This window comes from Skermanella aerolata KACC 11604 (assembly GCF_000936425.1).
Classification (GTDB): domain Bacteria; phylum Pseudomonadota; class Alphaproteobacteria; order Azospirillales; family Azospirillaceae; genus Skermanella; species Skermanella aerolata.
Genome location: NZ_AVFK01000026.1, coordinates 92,306 through 117,768, shown reverse-complemented (window position 1 = coordinate 117,768; position 25,463 = coordinate 92,306). Strand labels below are relative to the sequence as shown.

Annotated in this window: 21 protein-coding genes; 9 read left to right on the top strand and 12 right to left on the bottom strand. The window is 62.6% G+C overall.

The window, feature by feature from the left end:
• Positions 1-109: 109 nt before the first annotated feature.
• Entirely contained in the window at positions 110-697 is a 588-nt protein-coding gene (locus tag N826_RS25885) for a phasin family protein (RefSeq protein WP_169789416.1), read from the bottom strand.
• A gap of 396 nt (positions 698-1,093) precedes the next feature.
• Between N826_RS25885 and N826_RS25880 the strand changes: the two genes are divergently transcribed.
• The 3 genes from N826_RS25880 (at position 1,094) to mtnA (ending at position 3,207) form a co-directional block, all read left to right on the top strand.
• On the top strand, positions 1,094-1,699 hold the full coding sequence (locus tag N826_RS25880) for a transcriptional regulator (protein WP_044433517.1): 606 nt from the start codon (positions 1,094-1,096) through the stop codon (positions 1,697-1,699).
• Positions 1,700-1,770: 71 nt separating this feature from the next.
• Positions 1,771-2,085 carry a hypothetical protein gene (locus N826_RS25875; protein WP_044433461.1) on the top strand — a complete coding sequence of 105 codons (315 nt, stop codon included), beginning with the start codon at positions 1,771-1,773 and terminating at the stop codon, positions 2,083-2,085.
• Between the two features lie 27 nt (positions 2,086-2,112).
• Positions 2,113-3,207, top strand: a complete 1,095-nt coding sequence (mtnA, locus tag N826_RS25870; RefSeq protein ID WP_044433459.1) for an S-methyl-5-thioribose-1-phosphate isomerase — start codon at positions 2,113-2,115, stop codon at positions 3,205-3,207.
• Positions 3,208-3,221: 14 nt separating this feature from the next.
• Here mtnA and N826_RS25865 read toward each other — a convergent pair whose 3' ends face one another.
• The 9 genes from N826_RS25865 to N826_RS25825 form a co-directional block, all read right to left on the bottom strand.
• Complete coding sequence (locus N826_RS25865; protein WP_052832060.1) at positions 3,222-3,752, bottom strand: response regulator; 531 nt, start codon at positions 3,750-3,752, stop codon at positions 3,222-3,224.
• Positions 3,753-3,769: 17 nt separating this feature from the next.
• Positions 3,770-5,974 carry a histidine kinase dimerization/phosphoacceptor domain -containing protein gene (locus N826_RS25860; protein ID WP_169789415.1) on the bottom strand — a complete coding sequence of 735 codons (2,205 nt, stop codon included), beginning with the start codon at positions 5,972-5,974 and terminating at the stop codon, positions 3,770-3,772.
• A gap of 173 nt (positions 5,975-6,147) precedes the next feature.
• Positions 6,148-7,389, bottom strand: a complete 1,242-nt coding sequence (locus N826_RS25855; RefSeq protein ID WP_044433457.1) for a phenylacetate--CoA ligase family protein — start codon at positions 7,387-7,389, stop codon at positions 6,148-6,150.
• 47 nt (positions 7,390-7,436) lie between these two features.
• A complete protein-coding gene (locus tag N826_RS25850) occupies positions 7,437-8,282 on the bottom strand; it encodes an ABC transporter ATP-binding protein (RefSeq protein ID WP_044433456.1) in 846 nt (281 codons plus the stop codon).
• Between the two features lie 91 nt (positions 8,283-8,373).
• Positions 8,374-9,654, bottom strand: coding sequence for an ABC transporter substrate-binding protein (locus N826_RS25845; RefSeq protein ID WP_044433454.1), 1,281 nt, complete (start codon positions 9,652-9,654; stop codon positions 8,374-8,376).
• An 86-nt stretch (positions 9,655-9,740) separates the two neighbouring features.
• Entirely contained in the window at positions 9,741-10,808 is a 1,068-nt protein-coding gene (locus N826_RS25840; RefSeq protein WP_044433452.1) for a branched-chain amino acid ABC transporter permease, read from the bottom strand.
• A gap of 16 nt (positions 10,809-10,824) precedes the next feature.
• Positions 10,825-11,718, bottom strand: a complete 894-nt coding sequence (locus N826_RS25835; RefSeq protein WP_044433450.1) for a branched-chain amino acid ABC transporter permease — start codon at positions 11,716-11,718, stop codon at positions 10,825-10,827.
• A 334-nt stretch (positions 11,719-12,052) separates the two neighbouring features.
• Positions 12,053-14,002 carry a long-chain fatty acid--CoA ligase gene (locus N826_RS25830; RefSeq protein WP_044433448.1) on the bottom strand — a complete coding sequence of 650 codons (1,950 nt, stop codon included), beginning with the start codon at positions 14,000-14,002 and terminating at the stop codon, positions 12,053-12,055.
• Positions 14,002-14,838, bottom strand: coding sequence for an ABC transporter ATP-binding protein (locus N826_RS25825; RefSeq protein ID WP_244619502.1), 837 nt, complete (start codon positions 14,836-14,838; stop codon positions 14,002-14,004). The genes N826_RS25830 and N826_RS25825 overlap by 1 nt, the downstream gene beginning before the upstream one ends.
• A 564-nt stretch (positions 14,839-15,402) precedes the next feature.
• Here N826_RS25825 and acnA point away from each other — a divergent pair.
• Positions 15,403-18,111, top strand: coding sequence for an aconitate hydratase AcnA (gene acnA, locus N826_RS25820; RefSeq protein WP_044433444.1), 2,709 nt, complete (start codon positions 15,403-15,405; stop codon positions 18,109-18,111).
• 86 nt (positions 18,112-18,197) lie between these two features.
• Entirely contained in the window at positions 18,198-18,614 is a 417-nt protein-coding gene (locus N826_RS25815) for a hypothetical protein (protein ID WP_044433442.1), read from the top strand.
• A 2-nt stretch (positions 18,615-18,616) separates the two neighbouring features.
• Here N826_RS25815 and N826_RS25810 read toward each other — a convergent pair whose 3' ends face one another.
• Together N826_RS25810 and N826_RS43360 are read right to left on the bottom strand one after the other, a co-directional pair.
• Positions 18,617-19,384: a sulfite exporter TauE/SafE family protein gene (locus N826_RS25810; protein ID WP_044433441.1), complete on the bottom strand. Its 768-nt coding sequence runs from the start codon at positions 19,382-19,384 to the stop codon at positions 18,617-18,619.
• A gap of 114 nt (positions 19,385-19,498) precedes the next feature.
• On the bottom strand, positions 19,499-19,774 hold the full coding sequence (locus N826_RS43360; RefSeq protein ID WP_147040401.1) for a hypothetical protein: 276 nt from the start codon (positions 19,772-19,774) through the stop codon (positions 19,499-19,501).
• A 742-nt stretch (positions 19,775-20,516) separates the two neighbouring features.
• On the opposite strand from N826_RS43360, the gene acnB reads away from it, so the two are divergent.
• The 4 genes from acnB (at position 20,517) to N826_RS25785 (ending at position 25,462) form a co-directional block, all read left to right on the top strand.
• Complete coding sequence (gene acnB / locus N826_RS25800; protein WP_044433438.1) at positions 20,517-23,102, top strand: bifunctional aconitate hydratase 2/2-methylisocitrate dehydratase; 2,586 nt, start codon at positions 20,517-20,519, stop codon at positions 23,100-23,102.
• Between the two features lie 94 nt (positions 23,103-23,196).
• Positions 23,197-23,649: an HAD family hydrolase gene (locus tag N826_RS25795; protein ID WP_044433513.1), complete on the top strand. Its 453-nt coding sequence runs from the start codon at positions 23,197-23,199 to the stop codon at positions 23,647-23,649.
• Between the two features lie 104 nt (positions 23,650-23,753).
• Entirely contained in the window at positions 23,754-24,671 is a 918-nt protein-coding gene (locus N826_RS25790) for a sulfite exporter TauE/SafE family protein (RefSeq protein WP_044433511.1), read from the top strand.
• Positions 24,668-25,462, top strand: coding sequence for a TIGR02186 family protein (locus N826_RS25785; protein ID WP_244619503.1), 795 nt, complete (start codon positions 24,668-24,670; stop codon positions 25,460-25,462). Before N826_RS25790 ends, N826_RS25785 begins: the two co-directional genes overlap by 4 nt.
• The last annotated feature ends 1 nt before the right edge of the window (position 25,463 follow it).

Genomic DNA, 25,463 nt, shown 5'->3' with positions numbered 1-25,463 from the left:
CAAAGCCGAAAAGCCGACGCCACTGTGTCCCAAACCGTCACTCGTTCTCGATCCAAAAAAAAGAAAAGCCGCCCGAGTTTTCGGGCGGCTTTTCTTTTAGTCGCGTAAGTCAATCACCGGCGCGGTCGACTCTGGTTATTTCGACCCCCGCCCGGCGAAGGTTCCTTTGACTTTGTTCAACAAGCTCGCTTCCGAAGCTGATGCTGCCGGTCATCTCACTGATCCGCTTTGCCGTTTCGTTGGCGACCTGAGTGGACACCTCCGAAATTCGGGCATTGCTGTGCTGAATTGATTCGATCCGGTCGCGCAGGATATTGCTCTGATACGAAAAGAGCGTGTCGATGCTACGACACTGCATAAGCTCCTGAAAATCGTTCATGTTCTTCTGTGTCGTCTCCTGAGTGGCACTGATCCATTCCCGAAGGATCGTCTGCCAGCCTTCTGCGACGATGGTGCCGCACTGCATCAGCACGTCCAGGTTCTGCGTCGTGTGCTTGGTCGTCTCCTGCATGACCCGGAACGAATAGTCCAACATTTTGCCGACCTGAGTAGCGGATCGCCCGGCAAATTCCGCTGCCATGTCCACTGCTTCCTCGGCCGATTCAACAGTGGGACGAGAGGCATTTCCGGACAGCGAGCTATGTTCACGAAAATCGGATTTCACTGCGCTTCCGGCGTTTTCTTTATCCAAAGCCATCTCTTCACTCCGTAGCTCTTTGATTGTTAAGTAACTGGAGATGAGTGGGGCGACGGGGAAACAATGGACATCCCGTCCGGAAGCAGAGAATATCATGCCAAACTCTTCTTTGGCTAACTAACGTATCAGTGCTCATGTGACAAACCACCGCGATAAGTTAATAAATAAACTTTGATCAATTTGTGAAGATGCCATAAAAATCAATTTAAAAATAAATCTTGATGAATGGACCGATGGAGCAATGTTGGTTTCTAGCCATTCCTTGGGGGTACTGGCGCATGATAAGCTGATAGTACCTGCTTCGGCGGCTATCCCTTTCTTACATATCGCTCAAGCGCTTGGCCGGAAGCTGTTGAGTCGCTATCGTTGGATCCAGATTTCCAGAAGGTCCATACCATGCCGCCGCGCCGCCGCAGAAGCTCCACCGATCCCGACCAACTCGACCTCCTGGACATTCCCGAAGCGACAGCCGTCATGCTGACCTACTCGGGCCGCACCCTGGATCTGGAGAACCCGGATTTCAGCCGGTTCGACATCGAGGACATAGCACGTCCTCTCGCCTACCAATGCCGCTTCGTCGGCAATACGCGTGCTTTCTACAGCGTCGCGCAGCATTGTGTGCTGGCGAGCGAACTCGCTCCTCCTGGATACGAGTATGAAGCCCTGATGCACGACAGCGAGGAAGCCTTCACTGGGGATTGGCCGACACCCTGGAAAGTCCGGATCGGACGCGAAGTCATCAAGGCGGCGATCGAACCGTTGAAGGCGGCGTTGGCTGCCCGGTTCGGCTTCAGCCATCCCCAGCACGATGCCGTCAAGCTGGCCGACCAGCGCAGCCTTGCGACCGAACTCCGCGACCTCTGTGCCCCTCACCGGGTAAATTGGCACGATCTGCCAGCGCCGGCCGAAGTTGCCATCGTGCCTCTTGGACCTGACGATGCCATGGCTGCCTTCATCGAAAGGTATAATCAGCTGCGTCCGCGACAGGCAGATCCTGTTTAAGGAAACAAATCCGCTGTCGGTCCGTTGTTGCCCATGATCTCCGCTTTGTTGATGGGACGAGGAACAACGGAATGCATGTCGTACGGGTTGCGGATCATACCCAAGGGTTGGAAGTCCACAGTTCGGATCGGTTCAGTGAGGCATATGAGGAGGAGTTGGAGCGTGTTCTCACCGGGCTCTTCTCCGCCTGTCCCGATTGCGCCAGCGATGCGTGGGAAGAAGTGGCGGATGACTTCGATACTCAGATCGGGCGCGCAAAGGTGGTCGAATTCGCCCTGGAGCGGGGGTACGATCTAAGGCGCGCCGGAAGAGGTCAGTTGGTCGATTGCTGGCGCGATATCGGAATAATGCTGCTGGCCCGCGACCGCGGGTTGATCGCCGGCTAACAGCGGACAGGGGAGCCGAGGGGCGACATGAGAATAGATGGAAAGCCGTACCGGACGATCTGGCTGGCGGAAGATGGATGGTCGGTCGAAATCATCGACCAGACACGCTTGCCCCATGACTTCGCCACGACCCGGCTCACCACCCTGGACGAAGCCGCCCATGCCATCGCCGCCATGCTGGTCAGGGGGGCTCCCCTGATCGGGGCAACCGCGGCTTATGGCATGGCCTTGGCTCTCCGCCAGGACCCTGACGGCATCGACCGCGCCTACGACACGCTGCTGGCAACTCGTCCGACGGCGATCAATTTGCGCTGGGCTCTGGACCGTATGCGTCGGCGCCTTTCTTCGTTGCCGACGGGAGAGCGCGCCGAGGCCGCCTATATCGAGGCTGCGGCGGTCTGCGACGAGGACGTAGGGATCAACGAAGCCATCGGCAGCCACGGCGCCGCTCTGATCCGGCGCATAGCCGAAGCCAAGCCGGGCCAGCCCGTCAACATCCTGACCCACTGCAATGCCGGCTGGCTTGCCACCGTCGATTGGGGCACGGCACTCGCTCCCATATACAAGGCCTTCGAGGATGGTATCGACCTTCACGTCTGGGTCGACGAAACTCGACCGCGCAACCAGGGCGCCAGCCTGACCGCCTGGGAACTGAACAGCCACGGCGTCCCCCATACGATCATCGTCGACAATGTCGGCGGACACTTGATGCAGCATGGTCAGGTCGATCTCTGCATCACCGGCACCGACCGGACCACCGCTCGTGGCGACGTCTGCAACAAGATCGGTACCTATCTGAAGGCGCTCGCCGCCTTCGACAACGGCATCCCCTTCTATGTGGCACTGCCGTCACCTACGATAGACTGGACGATCGCGGACGGCGTCAGGGAAATCCCGATCGAGCAAAGGGAAGGAGCGGAGGTTTCAGCCCTGACGGGCCGGACGGCGGATGGCCGGATCGAGACGGTAACCGTGATCCCCGACGGTTCCCCCGTGGCCAACTACGCTTTCGACGTGACGCCGGCCCGGCTGGTAACCGGCCTCATCACCGAGCGCGGCGTTTGTGCCGCAACCAGCGAGGGACTGCTAGGGCTGTTCCAAGAGAAGCGGGCAGCGGAATGACACGGACGCTGGTCTCAGTTGCGCGTCTGCGGGCCCAACTGCTCGGCGGCATGCCTTAATGTCGTCTTGACCATCATCGGAGAATAAGGCTTCGCCATGAAACCCAACGGCTGTGCGTTCTCGGCGAGAGCGCGCGTCGCCGGATCGCTGTTGGCCGTCATGAAGATCGAGCCGATCCCGAACCGGTCTCGAATCTCGCGTGCCGCCGTGATGCCGTCCATTTCGCCCGCAAGCCGGATGTCCATCAGGATGATATCCGGCAGGATTTCCCCGGCGAGCCGGATCGCGTCCTCCGCCATGGCGGTCACGGCGCAGACCTCATGGCCGAGCCGCGCCACCAAGCGCTTCAGCGCCAAGGCGGAGATCGCCTCGTCCTCTACCAACAGGATCTGAAGTCTGGCGTCGGCCGACATGTTTTTGCTGTCCGCGCCCGCTCCAGCAGCGGGAGGAATGAAAGCGCCGCCCTGGGCACTCCCCGCGCTAGCCAGATAGTGCAGTTCCGGATGCATCACGTCGAACTCCGTCGGAAGCGGTGCGCGTTCCAAAGATATTCTCTAACACGTTACACTGGTGGCAGGGAAACGGCAAATCTGGCGCCGCCCACATCGGTAGTGGAGCCAAAAGAAAGGCTGGCCCCCAATTGTAAGCAGAGCGACGTGACGATGGTCATGCCGAGCCCGCCCCGGGACGGCTGAAAATCCGGTTTCAGCCCTGTTCCCTGGTCAGAGACCACCAGAAGATAACCCCCATCCGTCCGGCTGGTAAACGATACCCTGATGGTCCCTTCGGATCCCGGAGGATAGGCGTATTTAAAGGCGTTCGTGACCAGTTCGTTGACGATCAGGGCCAAAGGAATGGCTCTGTCCGTCGAGAACTCTGCCGGATCGGCCTCAACTTCAAGGATGTAGTCCTCTCCTTCAGACAACATGAAGTTCGACAGATCGTTGCACAGTCCATGCAGATACTGATCGAACTCCACGCTCTGAAGCTTATCGGTCTGATAAAGGCGCTGATGAAGCTGGGCCACGGTCGAGACCCTGTTATGGGCGTCGGCAAATTGCCGCCGGGTATCCGGATCCTCGATGCCGTCACCCTGGAGCGACAGGAGGCTTGCGATCATGTGCAGGCTGTTCTTGACGCGGTGGTTGACCTCCCGCATCAGCATGTCCTTCTGCACCAGCAAACCGTCCTTTTCAGTCGCCAGGGCCTCGATTTCCCGCAGCTTGCCGCTGAGTTCGCCAAGCTTGCGCTGGTGCCGGACGATGACTTCGTCGATGGTCTGCGCAAGGCTTTGGGCAATCTCCAGAGTCCAGGGAGACCAAGGTTGCGAGTAGCAGCGCATCCTCTCGGTCCAGCGTTCGAACGAGCGCCGGGGCAGTATCCGCATTTGACCGGCTTCGAAGCTGACCGGCTTGGACGGATCGCCGCCCCAGGTGATCGTGCGCGTAACCTCCGGCCGAAACCACATGAGGGCGTCACGATGGTCCGGGCCGAAGTAGACCGCCATCACGCCGCTCGCGGTCCCGGAATGCTGGACGAAGCGGCTGGAAATGCCGGCCAAGTGCTCGGTCGTCACCGGTTCCCCTTCCTTGGACCGGGCACGAAGCGTCTCCATGATGTCCAAGACCACTTCCGCCGGCGGAGCACCCCCATCCAGCCGGACTTCGCCGTCCCGTATCACGGCGGCCCCGCCGGCGTTGAACAGGCGCGCCATCGTCACCGGGCCACTGGTAAGCGCCGGGACGAAGTCGTCGGCGCCGGCCATCTGCTCCAGCAGTCTTGCGTGGGTTGCCACATGGTCCCGCCGCTCGTCCCAATCCGCCGCCGTCTCGACTTCGGTCAGGCGCATGGCGAAGGCATCGACCAGCAAGGTGACAGCCGTACGCAAGGCGGGCGGGACCAGCAGCGGCTGCCTATGGTGGCCGATCACCAGACCCCACAGCCGGCCGTGCTTCATCACCGATACGGACATCGAGCCGTTGACGTTGAGGTTCCGATGGTACTCCAGATGGACTGGGGAGAGTGCCCGAAGCCGTGCGAAGCTAAGGTCCAGAGGTTGTGCGCCGCCATCCGCGCTTATCGACAGCAGCGATACCGGCGCTGCGTCGCGGTCGGGGACGAACCGGCTGTGGTTCCGGGCATAAAGCTCCCGTGCCTGCCGGGGAATATCTGATTCCGGGAAGTGCAGGCCCAGCAAGGACGGTTCCAGATCTGGCGTCTTATCCTCCGCGATGGCTTCACCGTTCCATTCCGCATCGAAGCGGTAGATCAATACGCGTTCGAAACCGGAAAGGGCGCGGATGGATTGAACGGTCAAGCGCCCCAACTCAGCCAATGATGAAGCATCGCGCAGCCGGACCATGGTGCGTGGCAGTGCCGCCGGAAGATCTCCAGGGGTCGTCTGTTCCGTCTCTACGATGATGATTCCGTTATGACTGTGGACCGCGAAATCCATCAGTACACCATTGCCGGGCAGGCATGCGGTCGTGCGAAACGGGTTCGCTCCGTCCAGTTCGCCCTTGGCGAAAGCCTCGCGGATTTCCGCCGCCAGGGTGTCTCCGATCAGCGTATCCAGCGGCCGCTGACCCAAGTCTCCGAGTTCGATCCCGAAGGTGGTTGACGCATTGGCGCTGTACGCCATCAATGCCCAGTCCGTGGGATGCAGCGCCAGAAGCGCTCCATGGGGCTGAATGGCGCCGGGAATATGGATCGGCTCCCGCTCGCACGGGGTAAGATCGACACCCTGGGATGCGGCCAATCGCTCCACCAGGGCTCGGGCTCCTTCACGGTCGAATTCAGGAGAAGGCTGACGGGAAGACCCGGAGGTTTCGGGGCGGTGCGAGGAATACATGCTCGTCCGGACAGAGTTCAGGCGTGATAGTGGATAACACGTTGGGAGGCGCCTTGTTCACTGCCGAAGCCCTTGTTCGGACCAAAGTTCTAGCCTTCGTATTTGCGCAGATCCTCGATCACCTTGCCATCGTTGGGCAAAGTTCCGGGGGATACGATTTCAACTCCGCCTTTCAGCTTGGTCACCGAAGTCAGGCTCGCCGCCAAAGACTCGGCAAGTCCGGTGCCGGTATCGGCCGCTTCGGCTTTCAGGACCATGGCGTCGGCGCCATCGGCCCTGTCCACGACCAGCCGGCCGCGCAGGACCTCCGGATGCCGTTTCAGGACGTCGGCGATCTGTCCGGCATGGACGAACATGCCCTTCACCTTGGTCGTCTGATCCGCCCGGCCCAGCCAGCCGCGGATGCGCCGGTTGGTTCGTCCGCAAGGACTGGATCCTGGCATGAACGCTGAAAGGTCGCCGGTCGCGAAGCGGACCAGCGGATAGTCGCGGTTCAGCACCGTTACGACGATCTCGCCGACCTCCCCGTCGGCGACCGGATCGCCGGTGCCGGGACGGACGATCTCGACGATGACGTGCTCGTCCAGGATCAGGCCTTCGCGAGCGGCGCTCTCATAGGCGACCATGCCGAGGTCGGCGGTGCCGTAGCTCTGGAAGACCTCGAGCCCACGGTTCTGGTAGAACCGCTTGACGTCCGGCATGAAGGCGCCGCCGGTGACGTGTCCTAGCCGCAGCGAGGACAGATCGGCGCCGGTCTCGTCGGCCTTTTCAAGAATGATCTTCAGGTAGTCCGGCGTCCCGGCATAGGCGGCTGGCCGTACCGCCGCGATCGCCTGTACCTGCAACTCGGTATTGCCCGTCCCGGCGGGGAAGACGGCGCAGCCCAGCGCATGGGCGCCGCTCTCGAACATCGAGCCCGCCGGGGTGAAGTGATAGGAGAAGCAGTTATGCAGCACATCGCCGGTCCGCAGGCCGGTGGCGAACAGGGCACGGGCGAAGCGCCAGTAGTCGGCCCGGCGGGCCTCCGGATCGAAGATCGGACCGGGCGACGCGAAGATGCGGGCGAGCCCTCCCGGCGGCACGGCGCTGAAGCCGCCGAACGGCGGCTCCCGGCCCTGCAACTCCGTCAGGTTCGACTTCCGGGTGACCGGCAGCGCCGCCAGGGCTTCCCGGCTGGCGATCGACATCGGGTCGATCCCCGCAAGGATGAGGCCATAGGCCGGCGTGCTGCGCTGGGCGAGATGGATCTGCTCCGGCAGGGCGGCCAGCAGCGCCGCTTCCCGCGCATCGGCCGAACGGGTTTCCAGATCGTCGTAGAAGCTGTTCGCCATGACTGTTCCCTGCATTTCCTGAAGCCGGCTTAAAGGATGGAAGAGGTTTACAGCCACCGCTTCCGGCGCTTGTAGCTCTTCAGGTTCTTGAAGCTGCGCCGTTCCTCGCCGCCGCCGCCAAGGTAGAATTCCTTGACGTCCTCGTTGTTGGCGAGTTCCTCGGCGGTGCCGTCGAGCACGACCTTGCCGGACTCCATGATATAGCCGTAGCTGGCTGCCTGGAGAGCCATGCGGGCGTTCTGCTCGACCAGCAGGATCGTTACGCCGAGGTCGCGGTTGATCTGGCGGATGATGGCGAAGACTTCCTTCACCAGCAGGGGCGACAGGCCCATGGAAGGCTCGTCCATCAGGATCAGCTTGGGCCGGGCCATCAGCGCGCGGCCGATAGCCAGCATCTGCTGCTCGCCGCCGGAGAGATACCCCGCGAGGCCGGTGCGTTCCTTGAGGCGGGGGAAGTAATCGTAGACCATCTCGATGTCCTGGCGGACATTATTGTCCCGGCGCGTGAAGGCGCCGAGCCGCAGGTTCTCCAGGCAGGTCATGTCGGAGATGATCCGACGGCCTTCCATCACCTGGAAGATGCCGCGACGGACGATCTTGTCCGGGTCGATGCCGTTGATCTTTTCCCCGGCGAAGCTGATGTCGCCACGGGTGACGGCGCCGTCTTCGGTCTTTAGCAGGCCTGAAATGGCTTTCAGCGTAGTCGATTTGCCGGCCCCGTTGGCGCCCAGCAAAGCCACGATTTCGCCTTCCGGAACCTGGAGGCTGAGGCCGCGCAGGACCAGGATCACGTCGTTGTAGACGACCTCAATGTTGTTGACCGAGAGCAGCGCTGGTTTCCGGGCCGCTACCGGCGGTGCCGGCACGGCGTTGACGTCGATGGCGGCGGTCATGACTCTATCCCGTCGTGCGGCCTGTCGTGCGGCCTGATCATGCAAAAGGATTGCCGGGACGGTCCTTGCCGTCCCGGCGGGTGGTCCGGCTTTACCAGCCGAGCCATTCCTTCTTGCGCGGCAGGTCGATGCTGGTGACCTTCTCCAGCTTGATCGTGCCGGCTTTCACCAGTTCGTCGACCGATGCCTCGGTGGCGCCCGAGACCTTGGCGCGGTAGATCGCGACGGTCGTGGTGCCGCGATGGTCGTCGGGCGTCCAGGTCGAGGGGACGCAGACGCCTTCAAGGCCAGCCGGCACCCAATCCTTCTTCTGGTACATGCCCTGCTTGATCTTCGCGCCGGAAATACCGCCGTTCTTGGCCGCCCACTCCATCGACTCCTTCATGTAGAAGGCGGAGCAGATGCCGGACATGTAGTGAACCGGGCGATAGGCATTGCCGGTGGCGTCGGAGATCTTGGAAACCTCCTTGACGATCTGCATGCCCGGCGCCTCTCCCCCCCAGACCGCGCCGGTCCGGACCGGGAAGACCACGCCATCCGCGGCCTTGCCGGCGGCCTTCATGGCGTTCTCGTCCATGCCCCAGACATTGCCCATGAACTGGACCTTGGCGCCGACCGTGTCACAGGCCCGCAGCACCGAGATGTTGGAGCCCGCCGTATTGCCAAGATAGGCGTAGTTGGCGCCGCTGTCCTTCAGCGTCAGGCACTGCGCTGTGTAATCGCCGGGGGTCAAGGCGAACTGGACGGCCGGCAGCACGTCGAAGCCCAGTTCCTTCGCCAGCTCCTCGCCGGCTTCCTTCGGCGCGTTGGGGTAGGGGTGGTTGGCGCCCATGTGGACGTATTTGGGCTTGCCCGAACCGCCCTTGGTCTTCCAGTCCTCCGCCGCCCATTGCAGCATGGCGCGCAGCGAGTCCGAATACGAGGGGCCGTAGAAGAAGTTGAACGGAGCCGCCTTGGTCGATTTCTCGCCCGAGCCGTTGGGATCGGTCAACTGACCGGCGTAGGAGCCGGAGAAATAGGGGATCTCGTCCTTGGCGATGAAGGTGATCAGCGCTTCGGTGTCCGCCGTGCCCCAGCCCTGGATCGCGACCACCTTGTCGCGGCCCGACCATTTCTTGTACTGCGAGATCGCCCGCGGCACCTGATAGCCGTAGTCGAAGGTCTCGACCCCCATCTGGGAACCGCCGACGCCGCCCGTCTTGTTGATATAGGCCAGCGCGTCGGCGACGCCCTGCCCGAACGGCACGCCGACGTCCGACGTGGCGCCGCTATAGTCGGCCAGATGCCCGACCGGGACCTTGGTCTGGGCCGACACGGGCGCGGTCAGGGCGATCACCGCTGATGCTGCCAGCATTACGCTCTTCACACTCATCGAAAGCATCCTCCGGATATTCTTATTGTGGTTAGTCGGCTTGTTGTTTCGGTCTGTTGTTCGGATTGCCGGTCGTTCCAGCGTCCTCAGTGGGAGAACGGGTAGAGCTTCCAGTATGCCTTGATCTGCTTCCAGCGATGGGCCAACCCGTCGGGTTCGAAGATCAGGAACAGGATGATGACGGCGCCGATCGCCATCTCGCGCAGGAAGGCGAGGCTGTTGCTGAGGTCGAGCGCCCGGTCGATGGCGCCTCCCGCCAAGCTATCGGTCAGCCATTGCATGCTTTCCGGCAGCAGGACCATGAAGGCGGTCCCCATCAGCGACCCCATGATCGAGCCCAGTCCGCCGATGATGATCATGCCGAGGAACTGGATCGAGAACAGGATCGTGAAGCCCTCGACCGAGACGAACTGAAGGTAGTGGGCGTAGAGCGCGCCGCCGATGCCGGCGTAGAAGGCCGAGATGCCGAACGACAGTGTCCGGTACTTCGTCAGGTTGATGCCCATCATCTCGGCCGACAGGTAATGGTCGCGGACCGCGACCAGCGCCCTGCCGTCGCGCGAGCGCATCAGGTTGGTGCCGAGGATGTACATGACGACGACATAGGCCAGCACGACGTAGAAGTAGCGCTCGTCGGTGTCGAAGACGAAGCCGAAGATCGAGAACGGCTCGGTCAGCGTGCCGGCGACGCCGCCTGAGAACCAGGAGGCGCGGGCGAAGAAGTCCTGAAGGATGACCTGGGCCGCCAGCGTGGCGATCGCCAGATAGAGCCCCTTCAGGCGGGCGGCGGGCAGGCCGAAGATCATGCCGACCGCCGTGGTCAGGACGCCGGCCAGCGGGATCGCGAAGAAGACCGGGACGTGGAGGTTCGAAACCAGCCACGCCGAGGTGAAGGCGCCGAAGCCGAAGAAGGCGGCGTGCCCAATCGAGATCTGGCCGGTGAACCCGACCAGGATGTTCAGCCCGAGCGCCGCGATGCCGAGATAGCCGATCTGGATCAGCAGGCTGAGCGCGTATTTGTCCATCACCAGCGGGGCGAGGCACAGCACCGCGATCCCGAAGATCACCATGTTGCGGCTGGTCGTGGTCGGGAAGATGGTGGTGTCGGCGGAATACCCGGTCTTGAAGTCGCCGCAGGGGATCATGCTCGTCATGGTATGGCGGCTCCGGTCAGACGCGTTCGATGGTCTTGGTGCCGAACAGCCCGTACGGCTTGATCATCAGGATGACGATCAGGACGTAGAAGGGGGCGATCTCGTACATGTTTCCCCAGTTGAGGAACTGGCTGTCGAAGAAGTGCGCGACGTTCTCCAGCAATCCGACGATCAGGCCGCCGATCACGGCGCCCAGGATGCTGTCCAGCCCGCCCAGGATCACGGCCGGGAAGACCTTGATGCCGAAGAAGGACAGGGCAGAGGACACGCCGTTGACCGTTCCGACCACCACGCCCGCCACCGACGACACCATGGCGGAGATCGCCCAGCTCAGCGCGAAGACGGTGCGGACGGAGATGCCGAGCGACTGCGCCACCTGCTGGTCGAAGGCGGTCGCCCGCATCGCCAGACCCATCTTCGAATATTTGAAGAACCAGCCGAAGCCGGCCATGATGAACAGCGAGATGCCCAGGCTCATCAGGTAGACGCTTTGCACCTGAAGCCCGAAGACACTGACCGACTGGGTTTCGAAGATCGGCGGGAAGGGCTTGGCGAAGACGCCGAACATCCACTTCATCAGGGCCTGGAAGAAGATCGACAGCCCGATCGTGACCATGATGACCGAGATGATCGGCTCCCCGATCATCGGCCGCAACACGACGATCTGGAGAATGACACCGAATGTCATCATGAAGGCCAGCGTGATCAGGAAGCCCCAGACGAAAGGGATCTGGTACGTCGTCAAGAGCCACCAGCAGGCCCAGGCCCCGATCAGCAGGAATTCGCCCTGGGCAAAGTTGACGACTTGGCTTGCCTTGTAGATCAGCACGAACGACATGGCCACGACGCCGTAGAGGGCGCCGACGATGATGCCATTGACGACGAGCTGGAACAGCAGGTTCCAGTTCATGGCGAGGTTCCCTCCCAGGCCGCGTTCTTGTTCTTGGCTCTGCTTTTGAATCCGGATGCCGGCGGTTGCGACACTATCGCCACGCGCGGTCGTTCGAAGAATTCTATCGTATGGGGTGTGGTCCGGGTCGCCGGCCGGGAATTGGCCCGACCGTCTAACCGAGGAGCGAATGGATGCGAAAACCATCCACCCTCCTGTGGCTCGATCTCAAAGTCTGGCGGATTTGCATTCGCCTGCTTGTGACCAGGGCCTAGGAGGTGCCGGGGGGCGCTCAGAACGTCCCTCAGCAGCTCTCTTCTACCCCAACTCCCCCGAAATTGCAATGCGCTCGCCATCACGCCGCTCGCTTCGGAAAGGCCGGGGCCGTGTCGCCCGGTGCGAGATCGACCACCTTCAGGACCGTCCGGATGCGCTGTTTCGTGCCGTCCTGGTAGGCGATGGTGGTGTCCACGTCGATGCTGGGACGCCCGCCGTAGATGGCGTCTATGATGGTGCCATATTTCTCGGCGATCACGCTCCGGCGGACTTTCCGGGTCCGGGTCAACTCGCCGTCGTCGGCGTCCAGCTCCTTGTAGAGCAGCAGGAACTTCCGGATGCGCTGGGCGTCGGGCAGGGTCTTGTTGACCGTCTCGACCTCGCACCGGATCATTTCGTAGACCTCGGGGCGGCTTGCCAGATCGGTGTAGGTCGTGAAGGAGATCCGGTTCTTTTCCGCCCATTTCGAGACGATCGGGAAGCGGATGCAGATCATCGCCGCCAGATGTTCGCGCTGGTCGCCCAGAATGACGGCTTCGGCGACATAGGGGCTGAACTTCAGCTTGTTCTCGATGTACTGGGGCGAGAACCGGTCGCCGAGGCTGGTCGTCGCGATGTCCTTGATCCGGTCGATCACGACGAGATGGCCCGACTTGTCGAAATAGCCGGCGTCGCCGGTATGCATCCAGCCGTCCCGCAGGTCGGCGGAGGCGGCTTCGGTCCCGAAATAGCCCGCGAACATGTTGGGGTGGCGGGTCACGATCTCGCCGACGCCGTTGTGGTCGGGGTTGTCGATCTTGACCTCGACAGCACTGTCGAACGGCTTGCCGACCGTGTCGAAGTTCACGTCTCCCGCCGCGTGGATGGTATAGGCCCCCAGCGTCTCGGTCTGGCCGTAGAGCTGGCGCAGCGGCACGCCCATCGCCATGAAGAAACGGAAAGTTTCGGGACCCAGCGCCGCACCGCCGGTAGCGGCCGACCGCAGGTTGGTGAAGCCCAGGCGGTCGCGCAGCGCCTTGAACAGCAGCAGGTCGGCCAGCCAGGACCGCTTGCCCTTGTCCAGCGCGTCGAGCCCGAGCTTCATGCCGTAGTCGTAGAGGCGGCGCTTGAGCGGCGAGGCATCCATGATGCGGGCGCGGACATCGGCGGCGATCTGTTCCCATACGCGCGGAGCGAACAGCACGAAAGTCGGCCCGACTTCGCGGAAGTCGCTCATCATCGTCTCGGTTTCCTCGACGAAGTTGACGGTCATCCGGCTCAGCAGCGCCTTGCCCAGCACATAGACCTGCTCCATGATCCAGGGCAGCGGCAGCACGGAGACGTATTCGTCGCGCGGTCCCTTGGGATCGACGCCGAGATAGCTGGCGCAATGGCGGATGATCCGGCCGGCAGGGAGCATCGCCAGCTTAGGATTGGCCGTCGTGCCCGACGTCGTGCACAGGACGGCCACGTCCTCGCCCTTCGTCGCCGCGACCAGCTCGTCGTAGAGGGCGGGGTATTCGGACGCGACGGCGTCGCCGTGATGCATCAGCTCGGTCACGGAGATCAGGCGCGGGTCCGTGTGCTTCCGCATGCCGCGCGGGTCGCTGTAGACGATCAGCTTGACGGTGCCGATGCGGTCGCCCAGCGCCAGCAGCTTGTCGACCTGCTCCTCGTCCTCGGCGAAGACCGCGCGGGCGCCGCTATAGGTGATGAGGAACGCCAGTTCCTCATCCAGGGCGTCGCGGTACATGCCCAGGCTCATGGCGCCGACCGCGTGGGCGGCGATCTCCCCGCAGACCCAGTCCGGCCGGTTGTCGCCGATCAGGGCGACCACGGCGCCCCGGCCGATGCCGAAATGGTGCAGCCCCAGGGCGAAGGTCTTGACGCGCGTCTGGTACTCCCGCCAGTTCAGGCTGTGCCAGATGCCCAGGTCCTTGACGCGGAGCGCCACCTCGTCCGGATGGTTACGGGCATGGAGCTGGAGCAGCTTCGGGAAGGTGTCGAAAAGCGACAGGTCGGGCAAATCGTTGACGGTTGCGGCGTCCATCACGCCACCTTTCCGGCCGGAGCGGTGACGGTGACGTCGTCCTCGTCGCTCAGCACGTCGTCGGCTTCGCCCAGATAGGCCCGCTTGACATGGGCGTTCGCCAGCACTTCCTCGGGATAGCCCTCGGCGATCTTCTTGCCGAAATCCAGAACCATGATCCGGTGTGAGATATCCATGACCACGCCCATGTCGTGCTCGATCATCACGACGGTCATGCCGTATTCCTCGTTCAGGTCCACTATGTAGCGGGCCATGTCCTCCTTCTCTTCTAGGTTCATGCCGGCCATCGGTTCGTCCAGCAGGATCAGGTCCGGCTTCAGCGCCATGGCGCGAGCCAGTTCGACCCGCTTGCGGAGGCCGTAGGACAGCGTGCCGGCGATCGATTTGCGGACATGCTGGATGTCGAGGAAGTCGATGATCTCCTCGATCTCGCGCCGGTGCGCCAGCTCTTCGGTGCGCGCGCCGGTGAACCAGTAGAGGGCGCCGGTCAGGAAATTGTTCTTCAGCAGGTGGTGGCGGCCGACCATGATGTTGTCGAGCACGGTCATGTGCCCGAACAGCGCCAGATTCTGGAAGGTCCTGCCGATGCCGATTTCCGCCCGGTTGTTGGGCGTCATGCCCGTCACATCCTGGCCCTTGAAGAATATCTGGCCTTCGGTCGGGGTATAGCGGCCGGAAATGCAATTGACCATCGAAGTCTTGCCGGCGCCGTTGGGACCGATGATCGAGAACAGCTCGCCCTTGTCGATACTGAAGCTCACATCGGTCAGCGCTCGCACGCCGCCGAACCTCAGCGATACATGCCGGGCTTCAAAAATGGGCGTATCGGCCTTCACCGTGCGTCCTCCCTGAACCATTATTATTGGTCATACCATTTGAGCGGTATGTCCCTTGCGCCTCATCGGGCGTGTCCAATCCTTAAATACAAGACGAATGGGCTGCAACAGATTTCGGCGTTTTAGAAAACAATCGTTTGTAAAATTCCTGTCCGATGCCGTGTCGCCTTGGCGTCAGCGAGTTCCGGCATGCGATCGTATCGATCCGGCACCGGCGGCATGCCGATATCGGAGCCGAATCGGCACTAGGCCAGGAGTACCTATTGTGTGACATCGAAAACGGTAATATAATACGAAGGTAATATGAAAGTGAGTAAGACTCCCTGTTGCACAGTCTATGGTGCGCTGCGGTAAGCGCCGCCGCGCAACAGGTGGAAAATCACTTGGAAAGTTCTCGCATCTTTGCGAAACCTTTGAAAATACTTCCCATTGGTATGACCACTTGCATCATGCTCGTGTTTGCCTACATGCCAATTCTGCGCTACACCACGACTGTACAAAAAAGGTTTCGGTCACTTCGCGATCCAAACCTCCGCTGGTTGCTGATGCAATGGAGGAGTTCCTGTGACAACGTTCACCGGTCATGACACGCTCAAGGCTCGCCGTACCCTCGAAGTGGGTGGCAAGTCCTATGATTACTTCAGCCTGAAGGCGGCCGAGCAGGCCGGTCTGGGTGATGTATCCACCTTGCCGTTCTCCCTGAAGGTACTGCTGGAAAACCTTCTGCGTTTCGAAGACGGACGCACGGTTTCGGTCGATGATGTCAAGGCGCTCGGTCAGTGGCTGAAGGATCGCAGAAGCGACACCGAGATCGCCTACCGTCCCGCCCGCGTCCTGATGCAGGACTTCACCGGCGTTCCCGCCGTGGCCGACTTGGCCGCGATGCGTGAGGCCGTCAAGTCGCTGGGCGGCGAAGTGTCGAAGATCAACCCGCTGTGCGCGGTCGATCTGGTGATCGACCACTCGGTCATGGTCGACGAATTCGGCAATGCCGGTGCATTCAAGAAGAACGTCGACCTGGAGTTCGAGCGCAACCAGGAGCGTTACGCCTTCCTACGCTGGGGCCAGACCGCATTCGACAACTTCCGCGTCGTGCCGCCCGGCACCGGCATCTGCCACCAGGTCAACGTCGAGTATCTGGCCCAGACCGTCTGGACCGACACCGATCAGGCGACCGGCAAGACCATCGCCTATCCCGACACCCTCGTCGGCACCGACAGCCACACCACCATGGTCAACGGTTTGGCCGTGCTGGGCTGGGGCGTCGGCGGCATCGAGGCCGAGGCGGCCATGCTAGGCCAGCCGATCTCCATGCTGATCCCGGAAGTCGTCGGCTTCAAGCTGGTCGGCAAGCTGAAGGAAGGCGCCACCGCGACCGACCTCGTCCTGACCGTCACCCAGATGCTGCGCAAGCGCGGCGTGGTCGGCAAGTTCGTCGAGTTCTTCGGCCCCGGCCTCGCGGCCCTGCCGCTGGCCGACCGCGCGACGATCGCCAACATGGCTCCGGAATACGGCGCCACCTGCGGTATCTTCCCGATCGACGCCGAGACCATCAAGTTCCTGACCTTCACCGGCCGCGATCCCGAGCGGGTGGCGCTGGTCGAGGCCTATGCCAAGGCGCAGGGCATGTGGGCCGAGCCGGGCTCGCCCGAGCCGGTCTTCACCGACGTGCTGGAACTGGACCTTTCGACCGTCGAGCCCGCCCTTGCCGGCCCGAAGCGCCCGCAGGACAAGGTCCTGCTGTCAGCCCTGTCGCAGGCGTTCACCAGCGACCTGACCTCCTCGTTCAAGGTTCCCGCCGGCGACGAGAGCAAGGCGGTGCCGGTCAAGGGCGCCGACTACAGCCTGAAGCAGGGTGATGTGGTCATCGCCGCGATCACGTCGTGCACCAACACCTCCAATCCGAGCGTGCTGGTCGCGGCCGGCCTGCTTGCCAAGAAGGCGGTCGAGAAGGGCCTGACCTCGCAGCCATGGGTCAAGACCTCGCTGGCTCCGGGCAGTCAGGTGGTGACCGACTATCTCGCCGCCGCCGGCCTGGACACTTATCTGGACAAGCTGGGCTTCAATCTGGTCGGCTACGGCTGCACCACCTGCATCGGCAACTCCGGCCCGCTGCCGGAGCCGATCTCCGCCGCGGTCGAGGAGGGCGATCTGGTCGTCGCCGCTGTGCTGTCGGGCAACCGCAACTTCGAAGGCCGCGTCAACCCGCACACCCGCGCCAACTATCTGGCGTCGCCGCCGCTCTGTGTCGCCTATGCCCTGGCGGGCAACATCAAGGTCGATCTGATCAACGATCCGATCGGCACCGGCAGCGACGGTCAGCCAGTCTACCTGAAGGACATCTGGCCGACCAACCAGGAGATCGCCGACACGATCCAGGCATCCCTGACGCCCGAGATGTTCCGCCGGCGCTACAGCAACGTGTTCGCCGGCCCGGCGGAGTGGCAGTCGATCGAGACCGCGACCGGCCAGACCTACAACTGGGTGGAGGGTTCGACCTACGTCAAGCTGCCGCCGCTGTTCGAGGACATGAAGCCGGAACCGGCGCCGGTCTCCGACGTCCATGGCGCCCGCCCGCTTGCCATCCTGGGCGACTCGATCACGACCGACCACATCTCCCCGGCCGGTTCGATCAAGAAGAACAGCCCGGCCGGCGAGTACCTGCTGGGCTATCAGGTTCGTCCGGACGACTTCAACTCCTACGGCGCCCGCCGCGGCAACCACGAAGTCATGATGCGCGGCACCTTCGCCAACATCCGCATCAAGAACGAGATGGTGGCCGGCGTCGAGGGCGGCGTCACCAAGTACATCCCGACGGGCGAGGTCCTGCCGATCTACACCGCCGCCATGCGCTACGCCGACCAGGGCACCCCGCTGGTCATCGTGGCCGGCAAGGAGTACGGCACGGGATCGTCGCGTGACTGGGCCGCCAAGGGCACCCGCCTGCTGGGCGTCAAGGCCGTCCTCGCCGAGAGCTTCGAGCGTATCCACCGCTCGAACCTGATCGGGATGGGCATCCTGGCGCTCCAGTTCAAGGACGGCATGTCGCGCCAGAGCCTGAAGCTGGACGGCACGGAGACCTTCGACATCACCGGTGTCGAGTCGGGTCTGACCCCGCGCAAGGACATCGATGTCAAGATCACCCGCGCCGACGGCTCGTCGGAGACGATCCAGGTGATGCTGCGCATCGATACCCTGGACGAGGTCGAGTACTACAAGAACGGCGGCATCCTGCAATACGTGCTCCGCAGCATGATCAAGCAGGCCGCGTAAAACTTCCGGCTTTGTCCGAAGCAATGGTGAGATCGAGCCCCGCAGTGGTAAGCTGCGGGGCTTTTTCTTTAAAAGGAATTTCACCGATGGCTCTGGTACTGGACGGCATGCCTGCGGAGGAGAAACGCCGCCGGTTCGCGGAGATGGTGAGCCAGCTGGTGGCGGAGCGTTTTCCCGAAGGCGGCGTCTTCGCGGTGGTCGCCGTCGGCGCCCTGGCCGGCAGCCGCTTCTTCGGCGTCCGCTACAAGGCGGAGGCCGCCGGTGACCGTGCCTGGGTCGCGCGTCCGCATGGACCGGAGCGGACGGAGGTCTGGGACCCTACCGGCGAAGGCTTCACCTGGGCCTATTCCGATACTCTGCCCGGCGGCGCCGCGACCTACCTGCCCGACGACGAAGGCATGAAGCGCCTGCATGGGCTGTTCGACGCCGAAGGAACCGGCCTGACGGCGCTGGGCCGCCGCATCCACGCGTTGCTGACGGGAACGGAGCCTGACGACGATTGACGTCAGATCGCTCCCAGTCCCGTCATGCCGTCGTACAGCAGCTTCACGCCGGCCAAAAACAGCATGAAGAAGCTGACGCGGTAGAATAACTTTTCGCTGACGCGCTTGGTCAGCCACACACCCATCCAGATCCCGATGGGAGCCAGCGGCGCCAGTGCCAGCGATGTCGAGACGTTCGCCATATTGAGCTGTCCCAGCCAGAAATACGGGATCAGCTTGACGTAATTCACCACGCCGAAGAACATCACCGTCGTCCCCGCCAGCAGCATCTTCTCCATGCGCAGGGGCAGCAGGTATATGAGCACCGGCGGCCCGCCCGCATGGGCGACGAAGCTGGTGAATCCAGCCACGCCGGACCAGAACAACCCCTTGGCGCCGGATGGCGGCGAAGCCTCCAGCAACTGCTGCTGCAACAGCGGCTTCAGCCATTGGTTGATCGAGAACAGGACGGCGATCAGCCCGATCAGCACCCGAACCGCATCGTCGTTCAGATGGCCGAACGCCAGCACGCCGATGCCGATACCCATAAGCGATCCCGGCAGCAGCACGCGCATCTGGCTGCGGCTCCAGGTCTTGCGGTACGCCCACAGCCCGAACAGGTCCATCAGGCACAGGATCGGCAGCATCAGTCCCGCCGCCTGGGCGGGTGAAATGACCAGCGCCATCATGGGCACCGCCAGGGCTCCCAGCCCTGAAAGTCCTCCCTTGCTGATGCCGGAAAGCAAGACTGCGGGGATGGCGATCGCGTAGAAGACGGCATCGGTGATCATGCCGGCCTTCAGACACCTTCTTCAGGCGCTTGGCAAGGTGTTTCCGGTGGCGGTCAGATCATCGGCGCAACGGATCGGCGCGATCGGTCCGAAAGCTTATTCATGCGGCTTCGGCTACTCCGCCGCAGTATGGGAACGGACACCAACAAGATATTCGTACTGTCGTGTCAATTGTTCCACATGTCCGACCATGATTTGATGGGTCGCTCCAAATATCTGCTCCAGCGACTCCTGTTCTCGCGTAAGATGCGCTATATCATCTTTGGTCGCCACATTTGGCAGTATCTTCTTGATAGCACTAACTTCAAGGGACAAGTTGTCGATTTTATCATTAAGGACGTCAACTTTGCCCAATAGCAAAGACAGCATCGATTTGAATTCCTGGTCCATAAGCTGCCTCCTGCTGCATGCGCAAAAAAGTATAATGAATGCTATCGCATTTGTCGAGAAACTGCTGCATGACAGAAATACAAAGTTTAATAATGCATTTAATTACAACTTATGACTGCAAAATAGGGGGCTCAAATCTCATTTGTCGTGATGGAGGCCTGAAAGAATCAGCACTGAACCTTACAGCCTCGAACTCGTAAGGAACCGGCGCACGAGCGCACCACGGTAGAAAAGATCATCGCATAGCAGGGAGCGACATTTTGTTCCATGTGCATCTCGTACAGCGTACCGAAAACACCGGTTTTCCGCCCAGCAAGCGGTGCAATCTTGCGCCGCAGAAATTCTGCAAGCTTCCCACAATTTTTAAAATGAGCTAAGTTTTAGCCGCTTTTGGGGCGGGTATCTGCGTGTTCTGCAGGCACTCCATCATGCAGGGGGAGGCGGCGTCAGCGAAACATGGCTCGATTGCCATTCAGTCCGGCACCCGGGAATGGGGCCTGCCTGAAGCGGGACAATGAGGGGCAGCGACAAAGAGCCTAATCGCGCATCCAGGAAGAGCCCGGCAGAATGGGCCGGAGCGATCGGTACCAGGAATCGAAGTCCTGCAACAACCTTACTGGAGCTTCCCGTCCGACCAGGCTGACGCAGTATATGGCATTAAAATTGAATTTTAAAAACCATAGATTGTGCCTAATTGGGCGGACCGGAACCTTCGGATAATCTTAGACGAGAGGATCTAGCCGTGCTTGAAGCCTACCGCCAGCATGTCGCTGAGCGCGCCGCACTCGGGATTTCGCCCCTGCCGCTGTCCGCCAAGCAGACCGAGGAACTCATTGGCCTGTTGCAGGCGCCGCCCGCGGGCGAGGAGCAGTTCCTGGTCGAGCTGCTGACGCACCGCGTCCCGGCGGGCGTCGACGACGCCGCCAAGGTCAAGGCCGCGTTCCTGGCCAAGGTCGCGAAGGGCGAGGAGTCCTGCGCGCTGGTTTCCAAGGTCAAGGCCACGGAACTGCTCGGCACCATGCTCGGTGGCTTCAACATCAAGGCGCTGATCGACCTGCTGGCCAGCGACGAATGCGGCGCCGCCGCTGTCGCGGGCCTGAAGACGACGCTGCTGATGTTCGACTATTTCCATGACGTCAAGGATCTGGCCGACAAGGGCAATGCCAACGCCAAGGCCGTACTGCAATCCTGGGCCGATGCCGAGTGGTTCACGTCGCGTCCGGAAGTACCGGAAAGCCTGACCATCACCATCTTCAAGGTGACCGGCGAAACCAATACCGACGACCTGTCGCCGGCGCCGGATGCCTGGTCGCGCCCGGATATCCCGCTGCATGCCCTGGCCATGCTGAAGAACGCCCGTCCCGGCATCGAACCCGACGAAGCCGGCAATCGCGGCCCGATGAAGCAGCTGGAAGAGCTGAAGGACAAGGGCAACCTGATCGCCTATGTCGGCGACGTGGTCGGCACCGGATCGTCGCGCAAATCCGCCACCAATTCCGTGCTGTGGTGGACCGGCGAGGACATCCCCTTCGTCCCGAACAAGCGTTTCGGCGGAGTCTGCCTCGGCACCAAGATCGCGCCGATCTTCTACAACACCATGGAAGACGCTGGCGCGCTGCCGATCGAATTGGACGTGTCCAAGATGGACATGGGCGACGTCGTCGAACTGCGCCCCTATGACGGCAAGGCCTTGAAGAACGGCGAAACGATCGCCGAATTCACCATCAAGTCCGACGTGATCTTCGACGAGGTCCGCGCCGGCGGCCGTATTCCGCTGATCATCGGCCGTGGCCTGACCGGCCGCGCCCGCGAGGCGCTGGGCCTGCCGCCGTCCACCCTGTTTCGCCTGCCCGCCGTCCCGGCCGACAGCGGCAAGGGCTTCACGCTGGCCCAGAAGATGGTCGGCCGCGCCTGCGGTCTGCCGGAAGGCACCGGCATCCGTCCGGGCACCTATTGCGAACCGAAGATGACCACCGTCGGCTCGCAGGACACCACCGGTCCGATGACCCGCGACGAACTGAAGGATCTGGCCTGCCTCGGCTTCTCCGCCGACCTCGTCATGCAGTCGTTCTGCCACACTGCCGCTTATCCCAAGCTGGTGGACGTCAAGACGCACCAGGAGCTGCCCGCCTTCATCTCCACCCGTGGCGGCGTATCCCTGCGGCCCGGCGACGGCGTCATCCATTCCTGGCTGAACCGCCTGCTGCTGCCCGACACCGTCGGCACCGGCGGCGACAGCCACACCCGCTTCCCGATCGGCATCTCGTTCCCGGCCGGTTCCGGTCTGGTCGCCTTCGCCGCCGCGACCGGCGTCATGCCGCTGGACATGCCGGAAAGCGTGCTGGTGCGCTTCAAGGGCACCATGCAGCCGGGCGTGACGCTCCGTGATTTGGTCAATGCGATCCCGCTCTACGCGATTCGCCAGGGCATGCTGACGGTCGAGAAGAAGGGCAAGAAGAACATCTTCTCCGGCCGCATCCTTGAGATCGAGGGGCTGCCCGACCTGAAGGTCGAACAGGCCTTCGAGCTGTCGGACGCCTCGGCCGAGCGTTCCGCCGCCGCCTGCACGGTCCGGCTCAGCGAAGCGCCGATCATCGAGTACATGCGCTCCAACATCACGCTGATGCGCTGGATGATCGCCAGCGGCTACGCCGATCGCCGCACGCTGGAGCGCCGCATCGCGTCGATGGAAGCCTGGATCGCCGATCCGCAGCTTCTGGCTCCTGATGCCGACGCCGAATACGCGACGGTCATCGAGATCGATCTGGCCGACATCAGCGAGCCGATCGTCGCCTGCCCGAACGACCCGGACGACGTCAAGCTGCTGTCGGAAGTCGCCGGCGACACGATCGACGAAGTGTTCATCGGTTCGTGCATGACCAACATCGGCCACTTCCGCGCCGCCGCCAAGGTGCTGGACGGCAAGTCGGACATCCCGACCCGGCTGTGGATCGCTCCGCCGACCAAGATGGACGCCATGATTCTGAACGAGGAAGGCTATTACAGCGTCCTCGGCAAGTCGGGCGCCCGCATGGAGATGCCGGGCTGCTCGCTGTGCATGGGCAATCAGGCGCAGGTCCGCAAGGGCTCGACGGCGATGTCCACTTCGACCCGGAACTTCCCGAACCGGCTCGGCATCGACACCCGCGTCTATCTCGGCTCGGCCGAGCTGGCTGCGGTCTGTGCGCTGATGGGCAAGATCCCGACCGTGGCCGAGTACATGGAGCAGGTCAGCGTCGTCAACAAGAAGGCTGCCGACATCTACCGCTACATGAACTTCGACCAGATCCCGGCCTTCCGCGAACTCGCGGACACTGTCGTCGCCTGATCGGGTTCACGCTTGAACGGAGAACCCCCGCCGGGAGACCGGCGGGGGTTTTTCTTTGTTGGAGACCGTCAACAGAATGGAGGATCAGACAGCCATGAAGCTCTTTCTCGATCTCGACGGCGTCCTGGCCGATTTCGATCGCGGCGTGGAGGCCGTAACGGGCAAGCGGCCGGACCAGTTGCCGGTCCGGCGGATGTGGCAAGCGCTTGCCAAGGCGCAGGATTTCTACGGTACCCTCGAGATGATGCACGATGCCCAGGTGCTATGGGAGTTCTGCGAACCCCATGAGCCGACCATTCTGACCGGCCTGCCGATGGGCGACTGGGCGCCCGATCAGAAGCGGCGCTGGGTCGCCGCGATGCTGGGAGCCCATGTGCCGGTCGTCACCTGCATGACGCGGGACAAGCACCGGTACGCCGGTCCCGGTCATGTGCTGGTCGACGACCGCGCCGTCACCAGGGAGGCATGGGAGAAAGCCGGCGGCATCTTCATCCTCCACACCCAGGCTGTCAGGTCGATCGATGAATTGAAACGGCTCGGCTTCTGATCTGCCGTGAACCTTCCGGCGTCGGTCCGAAAGGGCTTTGCCGGTCCGCCGCCTCAGGGGTAATGTACCGGCCTATTCTCCGGACCGGTCTGATCTCCCAATCCATGCAGATCTATCTCCCCATCGCCGAAATGTCCGTCAACGGGCTGCTCGTCCTCATCATGGGCGGCGTCGTCGGCTTCCTGTCGGGGATGTTCGGCGTCGGCGGCGGGTTCCTGATGACGCCTCTGCTGATCTTCATCGGCGTCCCGCCGGCCATCGCGGTCGGCACCCAGGCGAACCAGCTCGTCGCCGCCAGCGTGTCGGGCGTGCTCGCCCATTGGCGGCGCAAGAACGTCGACGTCAAGCTGGGTCTGGTGATGCTGATCGGTGGCGCCGGGGGAACGGCGCTGGGCGTCTGGATCTTCGGCATCCTCCAGACGCTCGGCCAGATCGACCTCGTTATCGCCCTGTCCTACGTCCTGTTCCTGGGCGGTATTGGCGGGCTGATGCTGGTCGAAAGCGTCGGCGCCATGATCCGGGGCCGCAAGCAGGGCGCGCGGCGCAAGCTCCACAAGCATATCTGGCTGCACGGCCTGCCGTTCAAGATGCGGTTCCAGCGCTCCCGCCTGTTCATCAGCGCGCTGCTGCCGGCCGGGATCGGCTTCGTCGGCGGCCTGATGGTCGCCATCATGGGTATCGGCGGCGGCTTCCTGCTGGTGCCGGCGATGATCTACCTGCTCGGCATGCCGACGGCGCTGGTGGCCGGGACCTCGCTGTTCCAGATCATCTTCACCACGGCCATCGCGACCTTCCTCCAGGCGGCGTTGAACAACACCGTCGACGTCATGCTGGCGCTGCTCCTGCTGGTGGGCGGCGTCGTCGGCGCCCAGTTCGGCACCAAGGCCAGCGGCTTCCTGCGGGGCGAGCAGGCACGGGCGCTGCTGGCCCTCCTGGTCGTCGGCGTGGCGCTCCGGCTGGCGGTCGAACTTGTGGTGCCTCCGCCCAACCTTTACTCCATCGCCATCCCGGTGGACCGTTGAAACCTTGGCTTAATCTCAGGTCAACGCGGAAGCGGGAGACTTTCGCGGCGGCACTTCTGCTGATCGCGGCCGCCATGACGTGCGCCGGCGCCATCCGCCCCGCCTGGGCGCAGTCCCTGGTGGCCGATCTGTCCAACCACCTGATCGCCATCAATACCGGCTTCGTCGGGACAGAGGTCGTGCTGTTCGGCGCCACCGACGGGCCGGGGGATGTCGCCGTCGTCGTTCAGGGACCGCCGACCGAAGTCATGGTCCGCCGTAAATCGCGAGTCGCCGGTATCTGGATCAACACCGCCAGCATGGAGTTCCAGCAGGCTCCCAGCTTCTACAGCGTCGCGACCAACCGGCCGCTGGATCAGATCATCGGCGACGCCGTGCTGGCCCGGCACGAGATCGGCCTTGCCCATCTGCGTCTGCCGCCCTTGACTCCCGCCCGCGCATCGCCCGAGCGCGTCCGGGAATTCCGAGAAGCCTTGATCCGCAACAAGCAGGAAGAGGGGCTTTACGGGAAGACCCATGGTCAGGTGGCCTTCCTTGGCGAGCGCCTGTTCCGGACCAATGTCTATTTTCCTGCCAACGTACCGACCGGGGCGTATACCGTCAGCGTATTCCTGATCCGCGACGGCGACGTGGTCAGCGCCCAGACCACGCCGCTGGCCGTCAGCAAGGTCGGCTTCAGCGCCGAGATTTTCGAGTTCGCCATGAGACAATCCACATTTTATGGCATTTCGGCGATAATCTTCGCGGTGGCGGCCGGGTGGCTTGCCGGTGCGATCTTCCGAAAGGTGTGAC